Below are 20,393 nucleotides of genomic sequence, written 5' to 3'. Positions count from 1 at the left end.
TCAGCACGAAGCTACCTGTTCCCGCCGAACAGCCGGTCCATCAGCCAGCCATCGAGCCCTGCCGCTGCTTCCGGCCGCACATTGGCGCGCGTCGGGGGCGGGCGATAGCCGCTATTGTTCGCCGGTGCCGGCCCGGGCGCCGCCGCCGTCGGCGGCGACACTTGCGATGCGGCCTGCGCGAGGTTCGACAGGCCCCAGGTCGCTTGCGAGTTCGGCAGGTTCGCGACCGGCACGCCCTCGTGCGCCGCGCGCATGAAGCGCGACCAGACTTCCACCGGCAGCCCGCCGCCAGTTGCCTTCTTGGTCGGCGAGTTGTCGTCATTGCCGAGCCAGACGCCGGTGACGAGGCTGGCGGTGTAGCCGATGAACCAGGCGTCGCGGTAATCCTGGCTGGTGCCGGTCTTGCCGGCCGCCGGCCAACCCGGGATCTCCGCCTTCTTGGCGGTGCCGGAGATCAGCGTCTCCCGCATCATCGTGTTCATCATCCCGACATAGCGCGGGTCGATCACCTGGTTGCGCTCGTCGGCCTGGCGCATGTAGAGCAGCTTGCCGTCGAGCGTCTTGATCCGCCGCACCACATGCGGCGCCACCGCGAAGCCGCCATTGGCGAAGGGCGCATAGGCGCCGACCAGCTCGACGACCGAGACCTCGGAAGTGCCGAGCGCGATCGAGGCGTTGGGCTCGAGCTTGGAGGAGATGCCGAGCCGGTGCGCGGTGCGCACCACGTTCTTCGGCCCGACCTCGAGGCCGAGGCGGATGGCGACGGTGTTGAGCGACATCGCCAGCGCCTGCGTCAGCGTCACCGCGCCGAAATATTCATGGGTGTAGTTCTCAGGTCTCCAGCCCTTGACCTCGATCGGCGCGTCCTGGCGGACGGTGTCCGGCGTCAGCCCCTGCTCGAGCGCGGTGAGGTACACGAACGGCTTGAATGAGGAGCCGGGCTGGCGCTTGGCGGTGACCGCACGGTTGTACTGGCTGTCGGAATAGTTCCGTCCCCCCACCATGGCGCGCACCGCGCCGTCAGGCGTCATCGCCACCAGCGCGCCCTGGCTGACATTGAACTTCACGCTCTTGGCCGCGAGCTCGTCGATGATGGCGGCTTCCGCCACGCTCTGAAGTTTCGGATCGATCGTGGTCTCGACCGTGATGCTCTGGTCGATCTGGCCGACAAGATCGTCCAGCACCTCGCCGATCCAGTCGGCGACGTAGTTGACGGTGCCGGCGCCGACCGGCTTCACGTTGTAGGAGGGGTGGCCGATCGAGGCCTGCGCCTGCGCGTCGGTGATGAATTGCGCATCCGCCATCGCCGCGAGCACGATTTTCGCGCGCGCTTCGGCGCCTTCCGGATTGCGGTTCGGCGCCAGCCGGGAGGGCGATTTGACGAGGCCGGCCAGCATCGCGGCTTCGGCGACGGTGACGTTCTTCGCCGACTTGCCGAAATAGCGTTGTGCCGCGGCTTCGACGCCATAGGCGCCGGAGCCGAAATAGACGCGGTTGAGATACAGCTCGAGAATCTCGTTCTTGGAATGCTTGCGCTCCAGCCAGATCGCGAGCTCCGCCTCCTGCAGCTTGCGCTGCATGGTGCGTTCCTGGGTCAGGAACAGGTTCTTGGCGAGCTGCTGCGTCAGGGTCGAGCCGCCCTGCGACACGCCGCGATGGAGCACGTTGGTGACGAGGGCGCGCAGGATGCCGACGGGGTCGATGCCGAAATGCGAATAGAACCGGCGGTCCTCGATGGCGATGAACGCCTTCGGCAGATAGGGCGGCAGGTCCTTCAGCGACACGTTGGCGCCGGCCATCTCGCCGCGCTGTGCCAGCATGCTGCCGTCGATGCCGACGATCTGGATCGTCGGCGGGCGCGTGGGGATTTCCAGCGATTGGATCGGCGGCAGATGGGCGCCGACCCAGACCACGAGGCCGATCACGGCGATCGCGCCCCACAGGCCCAGCACCGCGCCCCAATACACCAGCCGGCCGATGCCAAAACCGCCGCGCGACTTCGACCGGCGCTTGGCGCCGCTGCGGCCGGCCGGCGCCTTCCGCTCGCGCGGCGGCTCCTCGCCGGATTCCTCGCTCTTGCGCTTGGCGGGTGATTTCGCGGACTTTTTCGGCTTGTCATCGCCGCCGGGAATGCGGTCCGCCGCCGTCAGGCGCAGATCTGCGAGCGCTGCGGGCAAGCCGAACAGCGGCTCCTTCCGCCCACCCTTTTTCTTTCCCCACGCCATACGCAAAACGCCCGGTCAGCCGCCCCGCCGCACGCTAGCGGTCGCTGTTTAAGGCCCGGTTACCCAGAGCTTAACGCGCGATTAGGAGGTGCGGCATTCGCCCGCCGCAGTTCCGCTCATCCGGCGCCGGAGCTAGGATCGAACCCATCAAGAAGAGGGAACCCGCATGGGCCATATCGATCCGACCAAGGAGATCTTTGCGCAGTTCCGGGAGAACGACCGCCCGGGTCCGATCCACATGCTCAATCTGGTTCGATTGCGCAAAGAGGCGGCCTATCCCGACGGCCGCAAGGCAAGCGGCGCGGAAGCCTATGCGGCCTATGGCCGCGAGAGTGGCCCGGTGTTCGAACGGCTCGGCGGCCGCATCGTCTGGCAAGGCAGATTCGAGCTGATGCTGATCGGCCCGCAAGAGGAGCGCTGGGACCACTGCTTCATCGCCGAATATCCGAGCGTTGGAGCCTTCGTCGAAATGATCCGCGATCCCGTCTACCGTGAAGCGGTGAAGCACCGTCAGGCCGCGGTGGAGGATTCGCGGCTGATCCGGCATGCGGTGCTGCCGGTGGGGAAGAATTTTGGGGAGGTGCCGAAGTAGACGCCGCACAAGTTCGTAGGGTGGGTTAGCCCGGCGGCTGCGCGAAGCGCAGTCCGCCGGGCGCAACCCACCGCTTCTGTTTCCGCGGATAGAGACAGTGGTGGGTTACGCCGGAGCAGATGCGCTTCGCGCAGCCGCAAGGCTAACCCACCCTACGAAGTCTTGCAGAGAACTAACCCGACGGGCCGTTGTCCTCGATGATCGGGCCGAACAGCTCCCAACGCTCGCCGTTGAACTTCATCATCTGCATCTGCTTGTTGACGCGATAATCGTTCGGGCCGGTGTTGATCTTGATGCCGGGCAGCGCGAAGCTCGGGGTGAAGTCCTTGATGTTGGCGACCTGCTTCATCACGTTCTCACGCGACAGGTCGTCGCCGCACTGCTTGAGCACCTGCGTCAGCAACTCGGCGACCGAATAAGCATAGGTGTTGACCGTGTTGAGCTTGTCGCCTTCGGGGAAATACTTGTCCATGAAGGCGAAGAACGCCTTCACACCCGGATCGTCCTTCCACTGCGGGTCACTCGGCTCCTTGCCGTATTGGGTCGAGATGATGCCCTTGGAGATGTCGAGGCCGGCCGGCTTCAGCGTCGCCGAGATCGGACTCGCATTGATGTCGAGGATGTGCACCGGCGTCCAGCCGAGCTCGGCCACCTTCTTGATGGCCTGCGCCGCGAACTTCGGCGTCGAGGCATCGTAGAAAAGATCGGCGCCGAGTGACTTCAGCTTGACCACCTGCGAATCGACGGTCGGGTCGGTGACCTCGTACGACACCTCGCCGACGATCATGCCTGCGGCCTTGTCGCCGAGGCCGCTCTTGAGGCCGGCGAGATAGTCGCGGCCCATGTCGTCGTTCTGGTAGAGCACGCCGATCTTGGCATTGGGGTGATTGGCGAGAATGTATTTGGCGTAGATGCGTCCCTCGGACACGTAGTTGGGATTGTAGGCGATGGTCCAGGGATAGTTCTGCGGATCGTTGAAGCGTGCGGCGCCGGTCGAGGCCAGCAGCTGCGGGATCTTCTTGCCGTTGAGATATTTCTGCACGGCGGCGTTCGCGGCCGTGCCGATGATCTGGAAGGTGAACAGCACCTCGTCGCCTTCGACGAGCTTGCGCACCTGTTCGACCGTCTTCGGCGGCGAGTAGGCGTCGTCATACTGGATCAGGTTGATCTTGCGGCCGTTGATGCCGCCCTGATCGTTGATCATCTTGAAGTAGGCGGCCTGGGTCTTGCCGATATTGGCGTAGACGGAGTAGGCCCCGGAGAACGGCACGGTCTGGCCGATCTTGATCTCGGTGTCGCTCGCGCCGGTGTCATATTTCTTCTGGGCGAGGGCTTGGCTGGCGGAGAACGCGACGGCGAGCGCCGCCGTGGCAGCTATGAAGGCTCTGCGATTGTTCATTTTGGGTTGTTCCTCCTGACGGAATTTTCGTCGACGGTCGTTTTCCGTTGCTTGCAACGGTCGCCATCGCTGCCGAAGATTGTGGAGGAAGGGCAGGCGCCGCGCAAGGATCGTGGCGCTGCGCCGTAGCCTCTCAGGTCAGGAACAATGCGGCCAGCGCGACCGCCGCCGGCAGGGCCTGCACGAGCAGGATGCGCGTGCTGACGGTCGCCGCACCGTAAGCGCCGGCCACGATCACGCAGAGGAGGAAGAATGCCTTGATCTGGAACGCAAAGGCCGGGTTGCCGTGGATCAGGCCCCAGATCAGGCCGGCGGCGAGGAAGCCGTTATAGAGCCCCTGATTGGCGGCCAGCACCTTGGTGATTTCGGCCTTCTCGGGCGTATTGTGAAAGGTCTTCAGGCCCAGCGGCTTGTCCCAGAGGAACATCTCCAGGATCAGGAAGTAAGCGTGCAGCGCGGCGACCAGCGCCACCAGGACATTGGCGATCAGGATCAAGTTGAGCTCCCCCAAAGCGTCAGCTTTCGGGTGGACGCTAGCACGCCCGGCATGGCAAGTGCGACACGTGTTTGGATGAAATGGTGTCGCAATGGCCGCTCGATCAACCAGCCTGCCGGAACGCTTCGGCCTCGATCGGCTGGCGACGCCGATCGGGATCGCCCTGCTCGTCACTGATGCCGACGGCGCGCTGCGCGCGCTCGACTGGGACGACTACGAGCACCGCATGCGCGAGCTGTTGCGCCTGCATTATGGCGCTGTGGCTCTCAGCGACCAGCCCGCGCCCGCGAGCATGCGGACCGCGCTGTCGGGTTATTTCGAAGGCGATCTCGGCCGGCTTTCAGCGATCGTATGGCGCATCGCCGGCACACCGTTCCAGCGCAAGGTCTGGACCGCGCTTGCGCAGATCCCCGCCGGCACCACGCTCAGCTATGGCGCGCTCGCCACGAGGCTCGACATGCCCAAAGCGGTCCGCGCCGTCGGCCATGCCAACGGCTCCAATCCGATCAGCGTGGTGCTGCCCTGTCACCGCCTGATCGGTGCGGATGGCTCGCTGGTGAAGTACGGCGGCGGGCTGGAGCGCAAGCGCTGGCTGCTGCGGCACGAGGGGGTGGAGGTTTGAGGGCTCCGTCGTTCCGGGGCGCCCACAGGGCGAACCCGGAACCTCGAGATTCCGGGTTCGCCGCTGCGCGGCGCCCCGGAATGACGAGAGGCTCACGCCGCCGGCTGAACCGCCTTGTCGCCGGCCATCACATGGGTCAGCGCGCTCTTGATCGCGGACTGGCGCGTCGGTGCATTGATCTGCGCGCCGAGCAGGTCGGTGACGTAGAACACGTCGCGCGCGCGTTCGCCGAAGGTCGCGACATGGGCCGAGGCGATGTTGAGGTTGAGCTTCGAGATCGCGGTGGTCAGCTCGTAGAGCAGGCCGGGCCGGTCGAGGCCGGACACCTCGATCACGGTGTAGCGGTCGGACCATTGGTTGTTGATGGTCACTTCCGGCTCGATCACGAAAGGCCGCGCCTTGCTGCGCACGGTGCGCCGCGCCACCACCTCCGGCAGGCGCAGCTTGCCTTCCAGCACGTCCTCGATCATCTCGCCGATCCGGGTGGCGCGCCTTCCCTCGTCCTCGTCGCGGTCGTATTCGCGCGAGATCGAGATCGTGTCGAGCGCGCGGCCGTCGGTCGTGGTGTAGATCTGGGCGTCGACGATGTTGGCGCCGGCCGAGGCACAGGCGCCCGCGATGATCGACAGCAGCCAGGGATGGTCGGCGGCGAAGATCGTCAGCTCGGTGACGCCGCGCACCTCGTCGAAGCCGACATTGATCGCGAGCTTGTGGCCGGCCTGCTCGCTGGAGCGGACGAAACGGGCGTGTCGGATCTTTCGCGGCAGCTCGACCTTGAGCCAGTAGGCCGGATAGTGCCGGCCGATATAGGCATCGAGCTCGTCTGCCGGCCATTCGGCGAAGGCCATGCGGAATTCGGCATGTGCGGCCGCGAGGCGCTTGCCGCGGTCGACTTCCGAAAAGCCGCCGGTCAGCACCGGCTCGGTCTCGTAGTACAGCGAGCGCAGCAGCTGCGCCTTCCAGCCGTTCCACACCCCCGGGCCGACGCCGCGGATGTCGGCGGTGGTGAGGATCGTGAGCAGCTTCATCTGCTCGACCGATTGCACCACGGCCGCGAAATTCTCGATGGTCTTGCGGTCGGAGAGGTCGCGCGACTGCGCGACCGTGGACATCGTCAGATGCTCCTCGATCAGCCAGGCCACGAGCTCGGTGTCGGCCGGGCTGAAGCCGAGCCGCGGGCACAGCCTTCGCGCCACCTTGGCGCCGGCGATCGAGTGATCCTCGGGCCGGCCCTTGGCGATGTCGTGCAGCAGCGTCACGATATAGATCACCGGCCGGTGCTCGGGCCGGATCTTGCGCATCAGATCGCTCGCCAGCGTGAACTCCTCGAGGCCGCCGCGCTCGATGTCCTGCAGGAAGCCGACGCAGCGGATCAGATGCTCGTCGACGGTGTAGTGATGATACATGTTGAACTGCATCATCGAGACGATCTTGCCGAAGGCGCGGATGAAATGGCCGAGCACGCCGGTCTCGTTCATCCGCCGCAGCACGATCTCGGCGTTGTCGGAGGTCAGGATCTCCATGAACAGCCGGTTGGCCTCGGGATTTTCGCGAAGCTGCGCGTTGATCAGGCCGAGCGAGCGCGTCACGTCGCGCATCGCATCCGGATGGAAGGCGAGGTTGTTCTTCTGCGCCAGCCGGAAGATGCGGATCAGGTTGACCGGGTCGTGCTTGAATACGTCGGGCGCGGCGACGTTGATGCGGTTGTTGTCGACGATGAAATCGTCGCTGTCGGGCACGCGCCGCTTCACGGCGGTGGGGCGCAGCCGCGCCATCATCCGGCTCAGCACCGGTGCGGGCTTGGCCTGCTGGTCCTCGAGCTTGGCGCACAGGATGGCGGTGAGGTTGCCGACCTCCTTGGCGACCAGGAAGTAGTGCTTCATGAAGCGCTCGACGTCCTGCATGCCGGGATGCGAGGTGTAGCCGAGCCGGACCGCGATCTCGCGCTGGAGATCGAACGACAGCCGCTCCTCGGGCCGTCCGGAGTGGAAGTGCAAATTGCAGCGCACCGACCAGAGGAAATCGGCGCAGCGGCGGAAGGTGCGGTACTCCTGCGCGTCGAACACGCCGCGCTCGACCAGCTCGTCGGTGTCGCGGACGCGGTAGACGTATTTCGCGATCCAGAACAGCGTGTGCAGGTCGCGCAGGCCGCCCTTGCCGTCCTTGACGTTAGGCTCGACCAGGTAGCGCGACTGGCCGCCGCGGCGGTGCCGCTCCTCGCGCTCGGCGAGCTTTGCGGTGACGAATTCCGACGCGGTGCCCTGCACCACTTCCTTGTCGAAGCGCGCGACCAGCTCCTCATAGAGCGGCTTGTCGCCGGTGAGGAAGCGCGTCTCCAGGATCGCGGTGCGGATGGTCATATCGCCGCGCGCCTGGCGGATCGATTCATCCACCGACCGCGTGGCATGCCCGACCTTCAGGCCCATGTCCCACAGGCAATAGAGAATGGCTTCCGCGACCTGCTCGCCCCAGGCGGTCTGCTTGTAGGGCAGGATGAAGAGCAGATCGATGTCGGATTCGGGGGCCATCAGGCCGCGGCCATAGCCGCCGGTCGCCACCACCGCCATGCGCTCGGCCCCGCTCGGAATCGGCGAACGGTAGAGATGACGGGTCGCCGCCGAATACAGGATGCGGATGATCTCGTCCTGCACGTGGCACAGCCGCTCGGCGCAGCGCCTTCCGTGACGGTCCTTGAGCAGGATCGCTTGCGCGGCGGCGCGCGCCGCGATCAGCTCGGCCTTGAGCAGTTGCGCCACGGCGGTGCGGAACGTGTCCTCGCGGCCCTCGTGCTTTTCGGCAAGCGCGTCGACCGCGGCGGTGATCCGCGCGCTGTCAAAGCGATCATCCACCTCGGCCTTGTGCTCAGTCGCGACGCTGTCCATGCCTCACCGGATATAAGAGGTGACAGGCGCTGTCACCCGCCATTCTCGGGCAATAGTCGTTCCATGCTTGAAAAGGCCGGCTTTGGGCAAATCTGTTCTCGGACGGCGCGCTTTCAAGGGTGGGATTTTCTCGTTGACCTCTAGATATAACTCATTGAAAAACAATGAAGTTTCTGAGGAGCCCGGGCATGACCAAAATTTCACGACGCGTTTTGTTGGCAGCAGCTGTGGCGCTCGCTGCGACCCCTGCGGCAAGGGCGGCCGAGCCGCTCAAGGAGATCCGCATCGACTGGGCGACCTACAATCCGGTGTCGCTGGTGCTGAAGCAGAAGGGGCTCCTGGAAAAGGAATTCGCCAAGGACGGCATCACCGTCACCTGGGTGCAGTCGGCCGGCTCCAACAAGGCGCTCGAATTCCTCAATGCCGGCTCGATCGATTTCGGCTCGACCGCGGGCTCGGCGGCGCTGGTGGCCCGGATCAACGGCAACCCGATCAAGTCGATCTATGTCTATTCGCGCCCGGAATGGACCGCGCTGGTCACGGCGAAGGATTCCAAGATCGCAGGCGTCGCCGACCTCAAGGGCAAGCGCGTCGCGGTGACGCGCGGCACCGATCCGCACATCTTCCTGGTGCGCGCGCTGTTGGGTGCGGGCCTGACCGAAAAGGACATCACGCCGGTGCTGCTCCAGCACGCCGACGGCAAGACCGCGCTGATCCGCGGCGACGTCGACGCCTGGGCCGGGCTTGATCCGATGATGGCGCAGGCCGAGGTCGAGGAAGGCGCAAAACTGTTCTATCGCAAGGCCGACGCCAACACCTGGGGCATCCTCAATGTGCGCGAGCAGTTCTTGAAGGACAATCCGGACGTCGTCCGCCGCGTGCTCGCAGTTTACGAGGACGCGCGGAAATATTCGCTGGCGAACTATGACGACCTGAAGAAGACCTTCATCGCCGTCACCAAGCTGCCCGAAGCCGTCGTCGACAAGCAGCTCAAGGAGCGCACCGAACTCACCCACAGCCGCATCGGCGCAGCCCAGCGCGATTCGATCCTCGCCGCCGGCCTCGCATTGCAGCAGGCCGGCGTCGTCGACGCCAAGGTCGACGTCAAGGCGACGCTCGACGCCCTGATCGACGACCAGGTCCCGCTGCCGACGAATTGATCTCGGTCTCGTAGCCCGGATGGAGCGCAGCGCAATCCGGGACGGTCTTTCCCGCGATGCGATTCCCGGATTGCGCTTCGCTCTATCCGGGCTACGCAGGAGGATAGAGACTCGCTGCGCGCAACAAACTCCGCTGTCGTCCCGGGGCGCGAAGCGAGCCCGGGACCCATAACCCCAGGGAGTGGTTGTGGCGCGAAGGCGGTAACTCCGAGTCCCCGTAACCCACTCCGYCCTGTGGTTATGGGTCCCGGCCTTCGCCGGGACGACGATTGAGAATGCCGCGCGCCCTTGCATTCCCACACGAGACGCGCTTCCTACCGGCCATGATCTCCGACGCGCCAGTCCTGCAACAATCTTCGGAACCAGCCGAGAGCGCTGCCGCGCCCTCGCGCCTGTCGCGCTATGCGCGGCCGGTGCTGGGGCTGCTGTTGCCGCTCGCGCTCGCGCTCGGCTGGGAGCTCGTGGTGTGGTCCGGCTGGTCCAACGGCCGGCTGGTGCCGCCGCCCTCGCGTGTGTTTGCCACCATCGCGGAGCTCGCCCGCTCCGGCGAGCTGATCCGCCACATCGCCGCGACGCTGTGGCGCGTCGGCCTGGGCTTCGCATTCGGCGTGGCCGCGGGCACGTTGTTAGGGGCCATCTCCGGCTATTGGTCGCTGGCACGGCGGCTGCTCGATCCGACCGTGCAGGCCTTGCGCGCGATCCCGTCGCTCGCCTGGGTGCCGCTGTTCATCCTGTGGCTCGGCATCTTCGAGACCTCGAAGATCGCGCTGATCGCGGTCGGCGTGTTCTTTCCGGTCTATCTCGGCGTCATGGGCGCGATCCTCTCGGTCGACCGCAAGATCGTCGAGGTCGGCCGCACCTTCCGCCTGTCCGGCCCCGCCATGATCCGCCGCATCCTCTTGCCCGCGGTGCTGCCGGCCTATGTGGTGTCGTTGCGTGTCGGCCTCGGGCTTGGCTGGATGTTCGTGGTGGCGGCCGAGTTGATCGGCGCCTCCGAAGGCCTCGGCTATCTCCTGCTCGACGGCCAGCAGCTCGGCAAGCCCGCGCAGATCCTTGCCGCGATCGTGATCTTCGCCATCCTCGGCAAGCTTACCGACTGGCTGATCGAGGTCGGGTCCGCGCCGTTCCTGCGCTGGCAGGACGGCTTCGGGCGCGCCAAGGGAGCTTAAGCCATGCTGGCGCTCGACCGGGTCAGCAAGACCTATCCCAATGGCGTGCAGGCGCTGGCGCGCTTCTCCGCCGAGATCAAACAAGGCGAGATCGTCGCCATCATCGGCGGCTCCGGCTGCGGCAAGTCCACGCTGCTGCGCGCCATCGCCGGCCTCGATCGCGCCAGCTCGGGCACGGTGACGCTCGACAACGAGGCGATCGCTTCACCGCACGCCAAGATCGGCATCATCTTCCAGGAGCCGCGGCTGCTGCCCTGGCTCAGCGTCGCCGACAATATCGGCTTCGGTCTCGCCGATCTGCCGGCGGCGCAGCGGCGCGAAAAGGTCGCGCGTGCGCTCGCCCGCGTCGGGCTTGCCGACAAGGCGGGGGCCTGGCCGCGCGAGCTCTCCGGCGGGCAGGCGCAGCGCGTCGCGATCGCGCGCGCGCTGGTGCCGCAGCCCGAGGTGCTGCTGCTCGACGAGCCCTTCTCCGCGCTCGATGCCTTCACCCGGGCCGACCTCCAGGACCATCTGCTCGACCTCTGGGCCGATACGCGGCCGACGCTCATTCTGGTCACCCATGACGTCGACGAGGCCGTGGTGCTGGCCGATCGCGTGCTGGTGATGCGGCCGCGGCCGGGCCGGCTGTTCGACCAGATCGGGATCAATCTGGCGCGGCCGCGCGACCGCAATTCGCCGCTGTTCGAGACTTTCAAGCGCAGTGTGCTGACGTCACTCGACCGTTCGCTGGACCGCAGCGTGCCCGACCGTGACGCAACCCAGGGTCCCGGTCAGGCCATGTGGTGGTGACAATTTCTCTCCGAGCCGGTACATCGCAAGCCGGTACTTCGTAGAGACGATTTTTCCGGGAGAGAACAAGATGGACGCCGCAGAACTGCGCCAGATGCAGGCCCCGATCAAGGAGCGCTACAAGACCGATCCCAAGACCGCGCTGATCACGTTGAAGGCGAAGGGCTCGACCGATAGCGAAGGCATCGCCTGCAAGGTCGAAACCGGCCGCGCCATCGCCATGGCCGGCCTGCATCCGGCCACCGGCGGCTCCGGCCTCGAGCTCTGCTCCGGCGACATGCTGCTCGAAGCCCTGGTCGCCTGCGCCGGCGTCACGCTGAAGTCGGTCGCGACCGCGATCGAGGTGCCGCTCAAGACCGGCAACGTCTACGCCGAGGGCGATCTCGATTTCCGCGGCACGCTCGGCGTCGACAAGGAGACACCGGTCGGCTTCGCCGAGATCCGCCTCCGCTTCGAGGTCGACACGCCAGCGCCGCAGGACAAGCTCGATCTGCTGCTCAAGCTCACCGAGCGCTATTGCGTGGTCTATCAGACCATCAAGAACGGCCCGAAGGTGTCGGTGTCGATGCAGCGGATGTAGCCGCGGCGTCGTCCTGGCGAAAGCCAGGACCCATTACCCCCAGTTCCGATTGTCTTGCGGTACTGGCAACTACGATCGTCCAACACAGCGAAGCCTGTGGTTATGGGTCCTGGATCGGCGCTCACTTCGTTCGCTTGTCCAGGACGACGAAGAAAAAATGTCCCCCGAGCTCCACTTCCTCGTCTTCCTTGTCCTGCGCATGGCGATCGCGGCGGCGTTCGTGGTGTCGGCGTCCATCATCACCGAGCGCTCGGGCCCGGTGATCGGCGCGCTGATCGCGACCTTGCCGGTCTCGGCCGGCCCGTCCTACGTCTTCCTCGCGCTCGACCATGACGCCGCCTTCATCGCGCAGGGCGCGCTGTCGAGTCTTCCGGTCAACGCGGCGACGATCTTCATGTGCCTCACCTATGTGGTGCTGGCGCAGAGGCACAGTGTCGTGACGAGCTGCGCAAGCGCGTTCGCGGTCTGGATCGCGATTGCCTCGATCATCCGCATGTTTGACTGGACCCTGACGGCCGGACTTGCGGCCAATTTGATCGCGTTCGGCATCTGCATTCCGCTTCTCGCCCAATATCGCCACGTCAAGATGCCGCTGGTGACGCGCCGCTGGTACGACGTGCCGATGCGGGCTGCTCTGGTCGCAACTCTTGTCGCCATCGTGGTCTCGACGTCGGGCTGGGTCGGCCCCCGCATCAGCGGCATCATCGCGCTCTATCCGGTGGTGTTCTCCAGCATGATGGTGATCCTGCATCCACGCATCGGCGGTCCGCCGACCGCCGCCGTGCTGGCCAACTCCGCCTGGGGCCTGCTCGGATTCGGAATGGCTATCGCGGTATTGCACGTCGCGGTCGTCTGGTTCGGCTCCGCCGTCGGTTTGTGTCTCGCGCTTGGAACCTGCGTGGCCTGGAATCTGACGCTGTGGGGGATCGGCCGCCGTGCGCTGCACAGGGCGCGGCAGGCGCCGTAAGACTACGGACACGCGCGACATGGCGTCGCCAAGTACAGCTTGGGGCGCCGGTTCATTCGAATAAGCGTGCGACGTGCGAGGGAAATGTCTCGCTCCTGCCAATTCCTGACATTGCTATTAGAACTTTCTTCGAATTTTCCCTGTACGAAATTTGACGGCGTACCCTTTTTTGCTTTTCGTTGCCGTTAGCTTCGACGGATCTGCAGTCCGATTGCTCGGACCCCGCGGGAATTGTTGATTGGAATACGGCAGGCTTGCCGCGCAGCCATATCCCCGGTCCGACGGGCGCGTCCCATCGGCGTTTATTTGGATGGAGATTCATTGATGTTCGGTCGCAAGTCCCGCGGTGACGCGGACGCCCAACTCACCGCCATCGGCCGCTCTCAAGCCCTGATCGAATTCGCCATGGACGGCACGATCCTGACCGCCAACCAGAATTTCCTGAACGCGCTCGGCTATTCCCTCGACGAGATCAAGGGGAAGAAGCATGCCATGTTCGTGCCGGCCGATCAGCGCGACGGCGCCGAGTACAAGGCGTTCTGGGCGCTGCTGAACCGCGGCGAGTTCCAGGCCGCCGAATTCAAGCGGATCGCAAAAGGCGGCCGCGAGGTCTGGATCAAGGCGTCCTACAATCCGGTGCTGGACGATGCCGGCAAGCCGGTCAAGGTCGTGAAGATCGCGACCGACATCACCGCCAAGAAGATCCAGAGCATGACGGAGGCCTCCAAGGTGTCCGCCATCAGCCGCGCCCAGGCGGTCATCGAGTTCAAGCTCGACGGCACCATCGTCACGGCCAACGAGAATTTCTGCAAGACGCTCGGCTATTCGCTCGCCGAGATCGAGGGCAAGCACCACAGCCTGTTCGTGGCCCAGGCCGAGCGTGACGGCGGCGCCTATCGCGAGTTCTGGGCCAAGCTCAACCGCGGCGAATACCAGGCCGGCGAGTTCAAGCGCATCGGCAAGGGCGGCGGCGAGGTCTGGATTCTCGCCTCCTACAATCCGTTGCTCGACGAGAGCGGCAAGCCGTTCGGCGTCGCCAAGTTCGCGACCGACATCACCGCGGAGAAGCTGAAGAACGCCGATCTCGCCGGCCAGATTGCGGCGATCGACAAGGCGCAGGCGGTGATCGAGTTCAACATGGACGGCACGATCATCACCGCCAATGCCAATTTCCTGGCCACGCTCGGCTATTCGCTGGCCGAGATCAAGGGCCATCATCACAGCATGTTCGTCGAGCCAGCCGAGCGCGACGGCGCGGCCTATCGCGAGTTCTGGGCCGCCCTCAACCGCGGCCAGTACCAGGCGGCAGAATACAAGCGCATCGGTAAGGGCGGCAAGGAGGTCTACATCCAGGCCTCCTACAACCCGATCCTCGATCTCAACGGCAAGCCGTTCAAGGTCGTGAAATATGCCACCGACACCACGCGGCAGGTGCTGGTCCGCATGGGCAACGAGCGCGTCCGCGGCATGATGGAATCGGTCGCGGCGGGCTCGGAAGAGCTCAACGCCTCGGTGCGCGAGATTTCCGAGGCCATGACCAAATCGCGTGAGACCGCGTTGAGCGCGGTGGATCAGGTCGCGGCCGCTGACGCCCAGGCCCAGCGCCTCACCGAGGCCGCGCAGGCGATGAGCGGCATCGTCGAGATGATCAACAGCATCACCGGCCAGATCAATCTGCTGGCGCTGAACGCCACGATCGAATCGGCGCGCGCGGGCGAAGCCGGCCGCGGCTTTGCCGTGGTCGCTTCCGAAGTGAAGAGCCTCGCCAACCAGGCCAAGCAGGCGACCGACAAGATCGGCCAGGAGATCGGCAGCCTCAACGGCATCTCCGGCGACGTCGTCAGCGCGCTCGGCTCCATCAAGCAGGCGATCAACAATGTCAGCGAATACGTGACCTCGACCGCCGCCGCCGTCGAGGAGCAGAGCACGGTGACCAACGAAATGTCGACCAGCATGCAGCGCGCGGCAGCGGAGGCAGCGGCGATTGCGGCAAGGGCGTAGCTCAGAATCGTAGGGTGGGCAAAGGCGCGCACTTTGCGCGCCGTGCCCACCATCTGTCCGCGAATTCGCCGTCGCATGGTGGGCACGCTGCGCTTTGCCCACCCTACCGCAGCGTCATTGCTTCGGCAGCTTGGCCTTCAACGCATAGAGCGCATCGAGCGCCTCGCGTGGCGACATCTCGTCGGGGTGCAGCGCCTTCACCGCGTCCATCAACTGTTCGGCCTCGCTCGGCGGCGCGGCTTCGGCGGCGGCGCGCGAGGGCACGGCGAACAGCGGCAGATCGTCGGCCAGCGCACGTGCGGTCTGGCCGCGGTCCTGCGCCTCTAATTTGGCCAGCACCGATTTGGCGCGCGTGATCACGGCCGGCGGCAGGCCGGCGAGCTTCGCCACCTGGATGCCGTAGGAGCGATCGGCCGAGCCCGGCAGCACTTCGTGCAGGAACACGACGTTGCCTTGCCACTCCTTGACCCGCACGGTGGCGTTGAACATCCGCGGCAGCTTGGCGGAGAGCGCGGTCAGCTCATGATAATGCGTCGCGAACAGCGTGCGGCAGCGGTTGCTCTCGTGCAGATGCTCGATCGCGGCCCAGGCGATCGAGAGGCCGTCAAACGTCGCGGTGCCGCGGCCGATCTCGTCGAGGATCACGAGCGCGCGCTCGCCCGCCTGATTGAGGATCGCCGCGGTCTCGACCATCTCCACCATGAAGGTGGAGCGGCCGCGGGCGAGATCGTCGGCGGCGCCGACGCGTGAGAACAGCCGGTCGACGATGCCGATCCGCGCCCGCGAGGCCGGCACGAAACTGCCGACCTGGGCAAGCAGCGCGATCAGCGCGTTCTGGCGCAGGAAGGTCGATTTACCGGCCATGTTGGGACCGGTCAGCAACCAAAGCTGGCCGGACTTTTGCGCAGGTCCCGGCGACAGATCGCAGGCATTGGCGATGAACGGCTCGCCATTGCCCTTCAAGGCCTGCTCGACCACGGGATGGCGGCCCGCCTCGATCGCAAAGCCGAGCGAGGAATCGACCTCGGGCCGCACATAGTTCTCGTCGACCGCGAGTTTTGCGAGCGACGTCGCGGCATCGAGCAGCGCGAAAGCATGGGCCGCGGCGCGCAGATCGTCGCTGATCGCCAGCGCCTTGGCGGAAAGCCGCTCGAAGATCTCGAGCTCGAGCCCGAGTGCGCGGTCGCCGGCATTGGCGATCTTCGCCTCGATTTCGCCAAGCTCGGAGGTGGTGAAGCGCACCTGGCCCGCCAGCGTCTGGCGATGGATGAAAGTCGCGTTCAGCGGCGGCGACATCAGCTTGTCGCCGTGTTGCGCGGTGACCTCGACGAAATAGCCGAGCACGTTGTTGTGGCGGATCTTGAGGCCCTTCACGGAGGTCGTGTCGGCGTAGCGGGCCTGCATCGAGGCCACCACCAGGCGCGAGGCGTCGCGCAGGTTTCGGGCCTCGTCGAGCGCGGGCTCGTAGCCCTCACGGACGAAGCCGCCGTCGCGCTTGATCAGCGGCAATTGCTCGGCGAGCGCGGTTGTGAACTCTGCCGCAAGCTCGCGTGACGGCCGCTGCAAGGCCGCCATCACCGCCGCGATCTCCTGCGGCGGCTGATCGAGCTCGCCAAGCCGCGCCAGCGCCTGATCGGCGGCCACAATGCCGTCGCGCAGACCGGCGAGGTCGCGCGGCCCGCCGCGTCCGACCGACAGCCGGGCCAGCGCCCGCGACATGTCCGGCGCGCCGCGCAGGATGCTGCGGATGTCTTCGCGCGCGGCCGAATCCGCAACAAAGGCGCCGACGGCATCGAGCCGGCGCGCAATCCCCGGTGCATCGGTCAAGGGGGCAGCCAGCCGCTGCGCCAGCAGGCGCGAGCCGGCCGAGGTCACCGTGCAGTCGATCGCGTCGAGCAGCGAGCCGCGGCGTTCGCCGGCAAGCGTGCGTGTCAATTCGAGATTGGCGCGGGTGGCCGGATCGATCGCCATGGTCGCGCCCGAGGCCTCGCGCGCGGGCGGCGACAGCGGCGGATGCTTGCCGACCTGGGTGCGGTCGACATAGGTGACGGCGGCGGCCGCAGCGGTGGCTTCCAGCCGCGTCAGCTGCGCCAGCCCATCCATGGTCGCGACAGCAAAGTAGTCGCACAGGCGCTTTTCGGCGGTGGCGCCGTCGAAGACATCACGGGTCAGCGGCGTCACGGCCGGCAGCTCGCGCAAGGTCGGCCCGAGCTCGCTGTCGTTGTAGAGCGCGTCGGTGACGATCGCCTCGTTCGGATTGATGCGCGCCAGCGTTGCGGCCAGTTCGCCGCCGCTGCATTCCGTCACCACGAACTCGGCGGTCGAGATGTCGATCCAGGCAAGCCCGAAGCGGTCGCCGCCGGCAGACGAGCGCGCCCGCGCGATCGCCAGCAGATAGTTGTTGGCGCGCGCATCGAGCAGCGTGTCCTCGGTCAGCGTGCCCGGCGTGACCAGCCGCACCACGCCGCGCCGCACCACGCTCTTGTTGCCGCGCGCTTTCGCCGCGGCGGGATCCTCGGTCTGCTCGCACACCGCAACCCGGTGCCCGGCGGTGATCAGGCGGTGCAGGTAATCCTCGGAGCGCTCGACCGGAACGCCGCACATCGGGATATCCGCGCCCTGATGCTTGCCGCGCTTGGTCAGGACGATGCCGAGCGTCCTGGAGGCGATCTCGGCGTCCTCGAAGAACAACTCGTAGAAGTCGCCCATCCGGTAGAACAGCAGCAGGCCCGGATGGGCCGCCTTGATCTCAAGGTACTGTTCCATCATCGGCGTGACGCGCGCGGCAGCTTCCGCCTGCGGCGCGGACGTGGGGTCAGGTTCTGGCGCGGGAATGGGCTGTTGCATCGTCATGGGCGGCGCAACCTACAAAATTTCGGCACCTGCTCCTATCGGTTTGGCCGGGGAGGGGAGGTTTTCCACGTTGTCCGTGTAGCGGAAACGGCTGCCACATTTTCCGTTGTCATTCCGGGATGCGCCGCAAGGCGCAGGCCCGGAATCCATAACCCCGGTTCTTGGTTATGGATTCCGGGCTCGCCCTCCGGGCGCCCCGGAATGACGGCTGGGGGAGGTCACGCGCGGGCCCCTCCAAATCACCCGCGAAACCGTCAATTGACCTGCCGCGGGCGCCCTCCTAAAACTCCGCCGACATTGAAGAATTTGGGCCGAACCGCGGCATTCAGGGAGAACAACGATGCGTGACGTCTTTATCTGCGATGCCGTGCGGACCCCGATCGGCCGCTTCGGCGGTTCTCTCGCCAAGGTGCGCGCCGACGACCTCGCGGCGGCCCCGATCAAGGCGCTGATGGCCAAGCACCCCAATCTCGATTGGGCGCAGGTCGACGAAGTGTTCTTCGGCTGCGCCAACCAGGCCGGCGAGGACAACCGCAACGTCGCACGCATGGCGCTGTTGCTGGCGGGCTTGCCGGATTCGGTTCCCGGCCAGACCCTGAACCGGCTCTGCGCTTCCGGCCTCGACGCGGTCGGTGCGGCGGGCCGCGCCATCCGCTCCGGCGAGATCGAACTTGCGATCGCCGGCGGCGTCGAATCCATGACGCGGGCGCCGTTCGTGATGGGCAAGGCGCAGGAAGCCTTCTCGCGCTCGGCCGAGATCTTTGACACCACCATCGGCTGGCGCTTCATCAATCCGCTGCTGAAGGCGCAGTATGGCGTCGACGCCATGCCGGAGACCGGCGAGAACGTCGCCGAGGAATTCCAGGTCTCGCGTGCCGACCAGGACGCCTTCGCGATCCGCTCGCAGCAGCGCGCCGGTGTCGCGATCGCCGCCGGCTATTTTGCCGAAGAGATCATTCCGATCACCATTCCCGGCGGCAAGGCCGGTCCCATCACGGTCGACAAGGACGAGCATCCGCGCCCCGAGACCACGCTGGAAGGTCTCGCCAAGCTGAAGCCGATCGTGCGCAATCCCGGCACGGTCACCGCCGGCAACGCGTCGGGCGTCAATGACGGCGCCGCCGCGATGATCCTCGCCTCGGAAGCCGCCGTGAAGAAGCATGGCCTGACGCCGCGCGCGCGCATCCTCGGCCTCGCCTCCGCCGGCGTGCCGCCGCGCATCATGGGCATTGGACCGGTGCCTGCGACCCGCAAGCTGATGGAGCGGCTCGGCAAGAAGATCAGCGATTTCGACCTGATCGAGCTCAACGAGGCCTTCGCCTCCCAGGGCATCGCCTGCATGCGCCAGCTCGGCGTTGCTGATGATGCCGATTTCGTCAATCCGCATGGCGGCGCCATCGCGCTCGGCCATCCCCTCGGCATGAGCGGCGCGCGCCTGGCGCTGACGGCGGTGCACGGCATGGAAAAGCGCGGCGGCAAGCTCGCGCTCGCCACCATGTGCGTCGGCGTCGGCCAGGGCGTCGCGGTCGCGATCGAGAAGTTGAATTGACGGTCCACGCAGTGGACCGTCATCCCGGGGCAGCCCGACAGGGCTGAACCCGGGATCTCGAGATTCCGGGTTCAGCCCTGCGGGCTGCCCCGGAATAACAGGGAGAAGGATGGCGCCATGATCATCGCGCGCGAGCAGGACGTCACGGCCGCGGCATTGGCCGTGATGGAGCGGACGTCCGATCCGCGGCTGCGCCAGATCATGGTCTCGCTGGTCAAGCATCTGCACGYCTTCGTCCGCGATGTCAGGCTGACCGAGGCCGAATTCCGCGACGCCACGGCGATCCTGGCTGAGCTCGGCAAGCTTTCGACCGACACGCATAATGAAGTCGTGCTGATGGCGGGCTCGCTCGGCGTCTCGCCGCTGGTGTGCCTGCTCAACAATGGCGATCAGGGCAATACGGAGACGGACCAGTCACTGCTCGGACCGTTCTGGCGGTTGAACTCGCCGCGGGTCGAGAATGGCGGATCGATTGTCCGCTCGCAGACGCCGGGTGCGCCGCTGTTCGTCAGCGGCCGCGTCGTCGACAAGGACGGTCGTCCCGTCGCTGGCGCCGAGGTCGATGTCTGGCACGCCTCGCCGGTTGGGCTCTATGAGAACCAGGACCCCGAGCAGGCCGACATGAACCTGCGCGGCAAGTTCACGACCGACCGGGATGGACGCTTCGCCTTCCGTTCGGTGATGATGATTGGCTATCCCATTCCGACCGACGGCGTGGTCGGCCGCCTCCTGAAGGCGCAGGGCCGGCACCCCTATCGTCCCGCGCATCTGCACGCCCTGATCTTCAAGCCCGGATTCAAGGTGCTGATCTCGCAGGTCTACGACCCCGCCGATCCGCATATCGACAGCGACGTGCAGTTCGGGGTGACGCAGGCGCTGATCGGCAAGTTCCTGCGCCACGATTCGCCGCATCCGACCGAGCACGATGTCGCGACGCCCTGGTACTCGCTCGACCACACCTACCGGCTCGAGGCCGGCGAGGCCGTGCTGCCGCGCCCGCCGATAAAATAGTATGCTCATGCCGGATGCCGGGCGCAGGAGGACCGCCAAACCCCGCTTCCCCCGATTAGTTATATCCTATAATGATTGGCGGAAGCGTTGACCGGCCA

General features: G+C 66.0%; 15 protein-coding genes. 10 read left to right on the top strand and 5 right to left on the bottom strand.

The annotated features are described in order from the left end of the window. Positions 1-11: 11 nt before the first annotated feature. Positions 12-2,225, bottom strand: coding sequence for a transglycosylase domain-containing protein (locus tag ACXJMY_RS06080; protein WP_456618402.1), 2,214 nt, complete (start codon positions 2,223-2,225; stop codon positions 12-14). Positions 2,226-2,391: 166 nt separating this feature from the next. Between ACXJMY_RS06080 and ACXJMY_RS06075 the strand changes: the two genes are divergently transcribed. Continuing rightward, positions 2,392-2,817, top strand: coding sequence for a DUF1330 domain-containing protein (locus tag ACXJMY_RS06075; protein WP_456618401.1), 426 nt, complete (start codon positions 2,392-2,394; stop codon positions 2,815-2,817). Positions 2,818-2,989: 172 nt separating this feature from the next. Here the strand turns inward: ACXJMY_RS06075 and ACXJMY_RS06070 are convergent, their stop codons facing one another. Further along, complete coding sequence (locus ACXJMY_RS06070) at positions 2,990-4,216, bottom strand: ABC transporter substrate-binding protein (protein ID WP_456618400.1); 1,227 nt, start codon at positions 4,214-4,216, stop codon at positions 2,990-2,992. A 133-nt stretch (positions 4,217-4,349) separates the two neighbouring features. After that, a complete protein-coding gene (locus ACXJMY_RS06065; RefSeq protein WP_456618578.1) occupies positions 4,350-4,706 on the bottom strand; it encodes a DUF1304 domain-containing protein in 357 nt (118 codons plus the stop codon). Between the two features lie 97 nt (positions 4,707-4,803). Between ACXJMY_RS06065 and ACXJMY_RS06060 the strand changes: the two genes are divergently transcribed. After that, complete coding sequence (locus ACXJMY_RS06060) at positions 4,804-5,334, top strand: methylated-DNA--[protein]-cysteine S-methyltransferase (RefSeq protein ID WP_456618399.1); 531 nt, start codon at positions 4,804-4,806, stop codon at positions 5,332-5,334. A 92-nt stretch (positions 5,335-5,426) separates the two neighbouring features. On the opposite strand, the gene ACXJMY_RS06055 is transcribed toward ACXJMY_RS06060, so the two are convergent. Further along, positions 5,427-8,216 carry a [protein-PII] uridylyltransferase gene (locus tag ACXJMY_RS06055; protein ID WP_456618398.1) on the bottom strand — a complete coding sequence of 930 codons (2,790 nt, stop codon included), beginning with the start codon at positions 8,214-8,216 and terminating at the stop codon, positions 5,427-5,429. A 188-nt stretch (positions 8,217-8,404) separates the two neighbouring features. Here ACXJMY_RS06055 and ACXJMY_RS06050 point away from each other — a divergent pair, with 188 nt between their 5' ends. From ACXJMY_RS06050 to ACXJMY_RS06025, 6 genes are all read left to right on the top strand, one after another. After that, complete coding sequence (locus ACXJMY_RS06050) at positions 8,405-9,376, top strand: aliphatic sulfonate ABC transporter substrate-binding protein (protein WP_456618397.1); 972 nt, start codon at positions 8,405-8,407, stop codon at positions 9,374-9,376. Positions 9,377-9,699: 323 nt separating this feature from the next. After that, a complete protein-coding gene (locus ACXJMY_RS06045) occupies positions 9,700-10,545 on the top strand; it encodes an ABC transporter permease (RefSeq protein ID WP_456618577.1) in 846 nt (281 codons plus the stop codon). A 3-nt stretch (positions 10,546-10,548) separates the two neighbouring features. Then, positions 10,549-11,334: an ABC transporter ATP-binding protein gene (locus tag ACXJMY_RS06040; protein WP_456618396.1), complete on the top strand. Its 786-nt coding sequence runs from the start codon at positions 10,549-10,551 to the stop codon at positions 11,332-11,334. A gap of 70 nt (positions 11,335-11,404) precedes the next feature. After that, positions 11,405-11,914: an OsmC family protein gene (locus ACXJMY_RS06035; RefSeq protein WP_008145226.1), complete on the top strand. Its 510-nt coding sequence runs from the start codon at positions 11,405-11,407 to the stop codon at positions 11,912-11,914. Between the two features lie 157 nt (positions 11,915-12,071). Then, positions 12,072-12,881: a hypothetical protein gene (locus tag ACXJMY_RS06030; protein ID WP_456618395.1), complete on the top strand. Its 810-nt coding sequence runs from the start codon at positions 12,072-12,074 to the stop codon at positions 12,879-12,881. Positions 12,882-13,205: 324 nt separating this feature from the next. Continuing rightward, positions 13,206-14,882, top strand: a complete 1,677-nt coding sequence (locus ACXJMY_RS06025) for a methyl-accepting chemotaxis protein (protein WP_456618394.1) — start codon at positions 13,206-13,208, stop codon at positions 14,880-14,882. 114 nt (positions 14,883-14,996) lie between these two features. Here ACXJMY_RS06025 and mutS read toward each other — a convergent pair whose 3' ends face one another. Then, positions 14,997-17,735, bottom strand: coding sequence for a DNA mismatch repair protein MutS (gene mutS / locus ACXJMY_RS06020; RefSeq protein WP_456618393.1), 2,739 nt, complete (start codon positions 17,733-17,735; stop codon positions 14,997-14,999). Between the two features lie 340 nt (positions 17,736-18,075). Between mutS and pcaF the strand changes: the two genes are divergently transcribed. Further along, on the top strand, positions 18,076-19,284 hold the full coding sequence (gene pcaF, locus ACXJMY_RS06015) for a 3-oxoadipyl-CoA thiolase (RefSeq protein ID WP_456618392.1): 1,209 nt from the start codon (positions 18,076-18,078) through the stop codon (positions 19,282-19,284). 117 nt (positions 19,285-19,401) lie between these two features. Further along, complete coding sequence (locus ACXJMY_RS06010) at positions 19,402-20,295, top strand: dioxygenase family protein (protein ID WP_456618391.1); 894 nt, start codon at positions 19,402-19,404, stop codon at positions 20,293-20,295. The last annotated feature ends 98 nt before the right edge of the window (positions 20,296-20,393 follow it).

It is taken from the genome of Bradyrhizobium sp. P5_C12, from assembly GCF_054049735.1.
The sequence above is the reverse complement of the archived record's forward strand: the minus strand, read 5'-3'. Positions and strand labels throughout refer to the sequence as shown.

Bases quoted from the DNA above. Each gene is read 5' to 3' on its own strand.
- ACXJMY_RS06045 (WP_456618577.1), top strand. From the start codon at position 9,700: ATGATCTCCGACGCGCCAGTCCTGCAACAATCTTCGGAACCAGCCGAG.
- mutS (WP_456618393.1), bottom strand. From the start codon at position 17,735: ATGACGATGCAACAGCCCATTCCCGCGCCAGAACCTGACCCCACGTCC.
- ACXJMY_RS06055 (WP_456618398.1), bottom strand. From the start codon at position 8,216: ATGGACAGCGTCGCGACTGAGCACAAGGCCGAGGTGGATGATCGCTTT.
- ACXJMY_RS06050 (WP_456618397.1), top strand. From the start codon at position 8,405: ATGACCAAAATTTCACGACGCGTTTTGTTGGCAGCAGCTGTGGCGCTC.
- ACXJMY_RS06040 (WP_456618396.1), top strand. From the start codon at position 10,549: ATGCTGGCGCTCGACCGGGTCAGCAAGACCTATCCCAATGGCGTGCAG.
- ACXJMY_RS06060 (WP_456618399.1), top strand. From the start codon at position 4,804: ATGGCCGCTCGATCAACCAGCCTGCCGGAACGCTTCGGCCTCGATCGG.
- pcaF (WP_456618392.1), top strand. From the start codon at position 18,076: ATGCGTGACGTCTTTATCTGCGATGCCGTGCGGACCCCGATCGGCCGC.
- ACXJMY_RS06080 (WP_456618402.1), bottom strand. From the start codon at position 2,225: ATGGCGTGGGGAAAGAAAAAGGGTGGGCGGAAGGAGCCGCTGTTCGGC.
- ACXJMY_RS06070 (WP_456618400.1), bottom strand. From the start codon at position 4,216: ATGAACAATCGCAGAGCCTTCATAGCTGCCACGGCGGCGCTCGCCGTC.
- ACXJMY_RS06030 (WP_456618395.1), top strand. From the start codon at position 12,072: ATGTCCCCCGAGCTCCACTTCCTCGTCTTCCTTGTCCTGCGCATGGCG.
- ACXJMY_RS06025 (WP_456618394.1), top strand. From the start codon at position 13,206: ATGTTCGGTCGCAAGTCCCGCGGTGACGCGGACGCCCAACTCACCGCC.
- ACXJMY_RS06035 (WP_008145226.1), top strand. From the start codon at position 11,405: ATGGACGCCGCAGAACTGCGCCAGATGCAGGCCCCGATCAAGGAGCGC.
- ACXJMY_RS06075 (WP_456618401.1), top strand. From the start codon at position 2,392: ATGGGCCATATCGATCCGACCAAGGAGATCTTTGCGCAGTTCCGGGAG.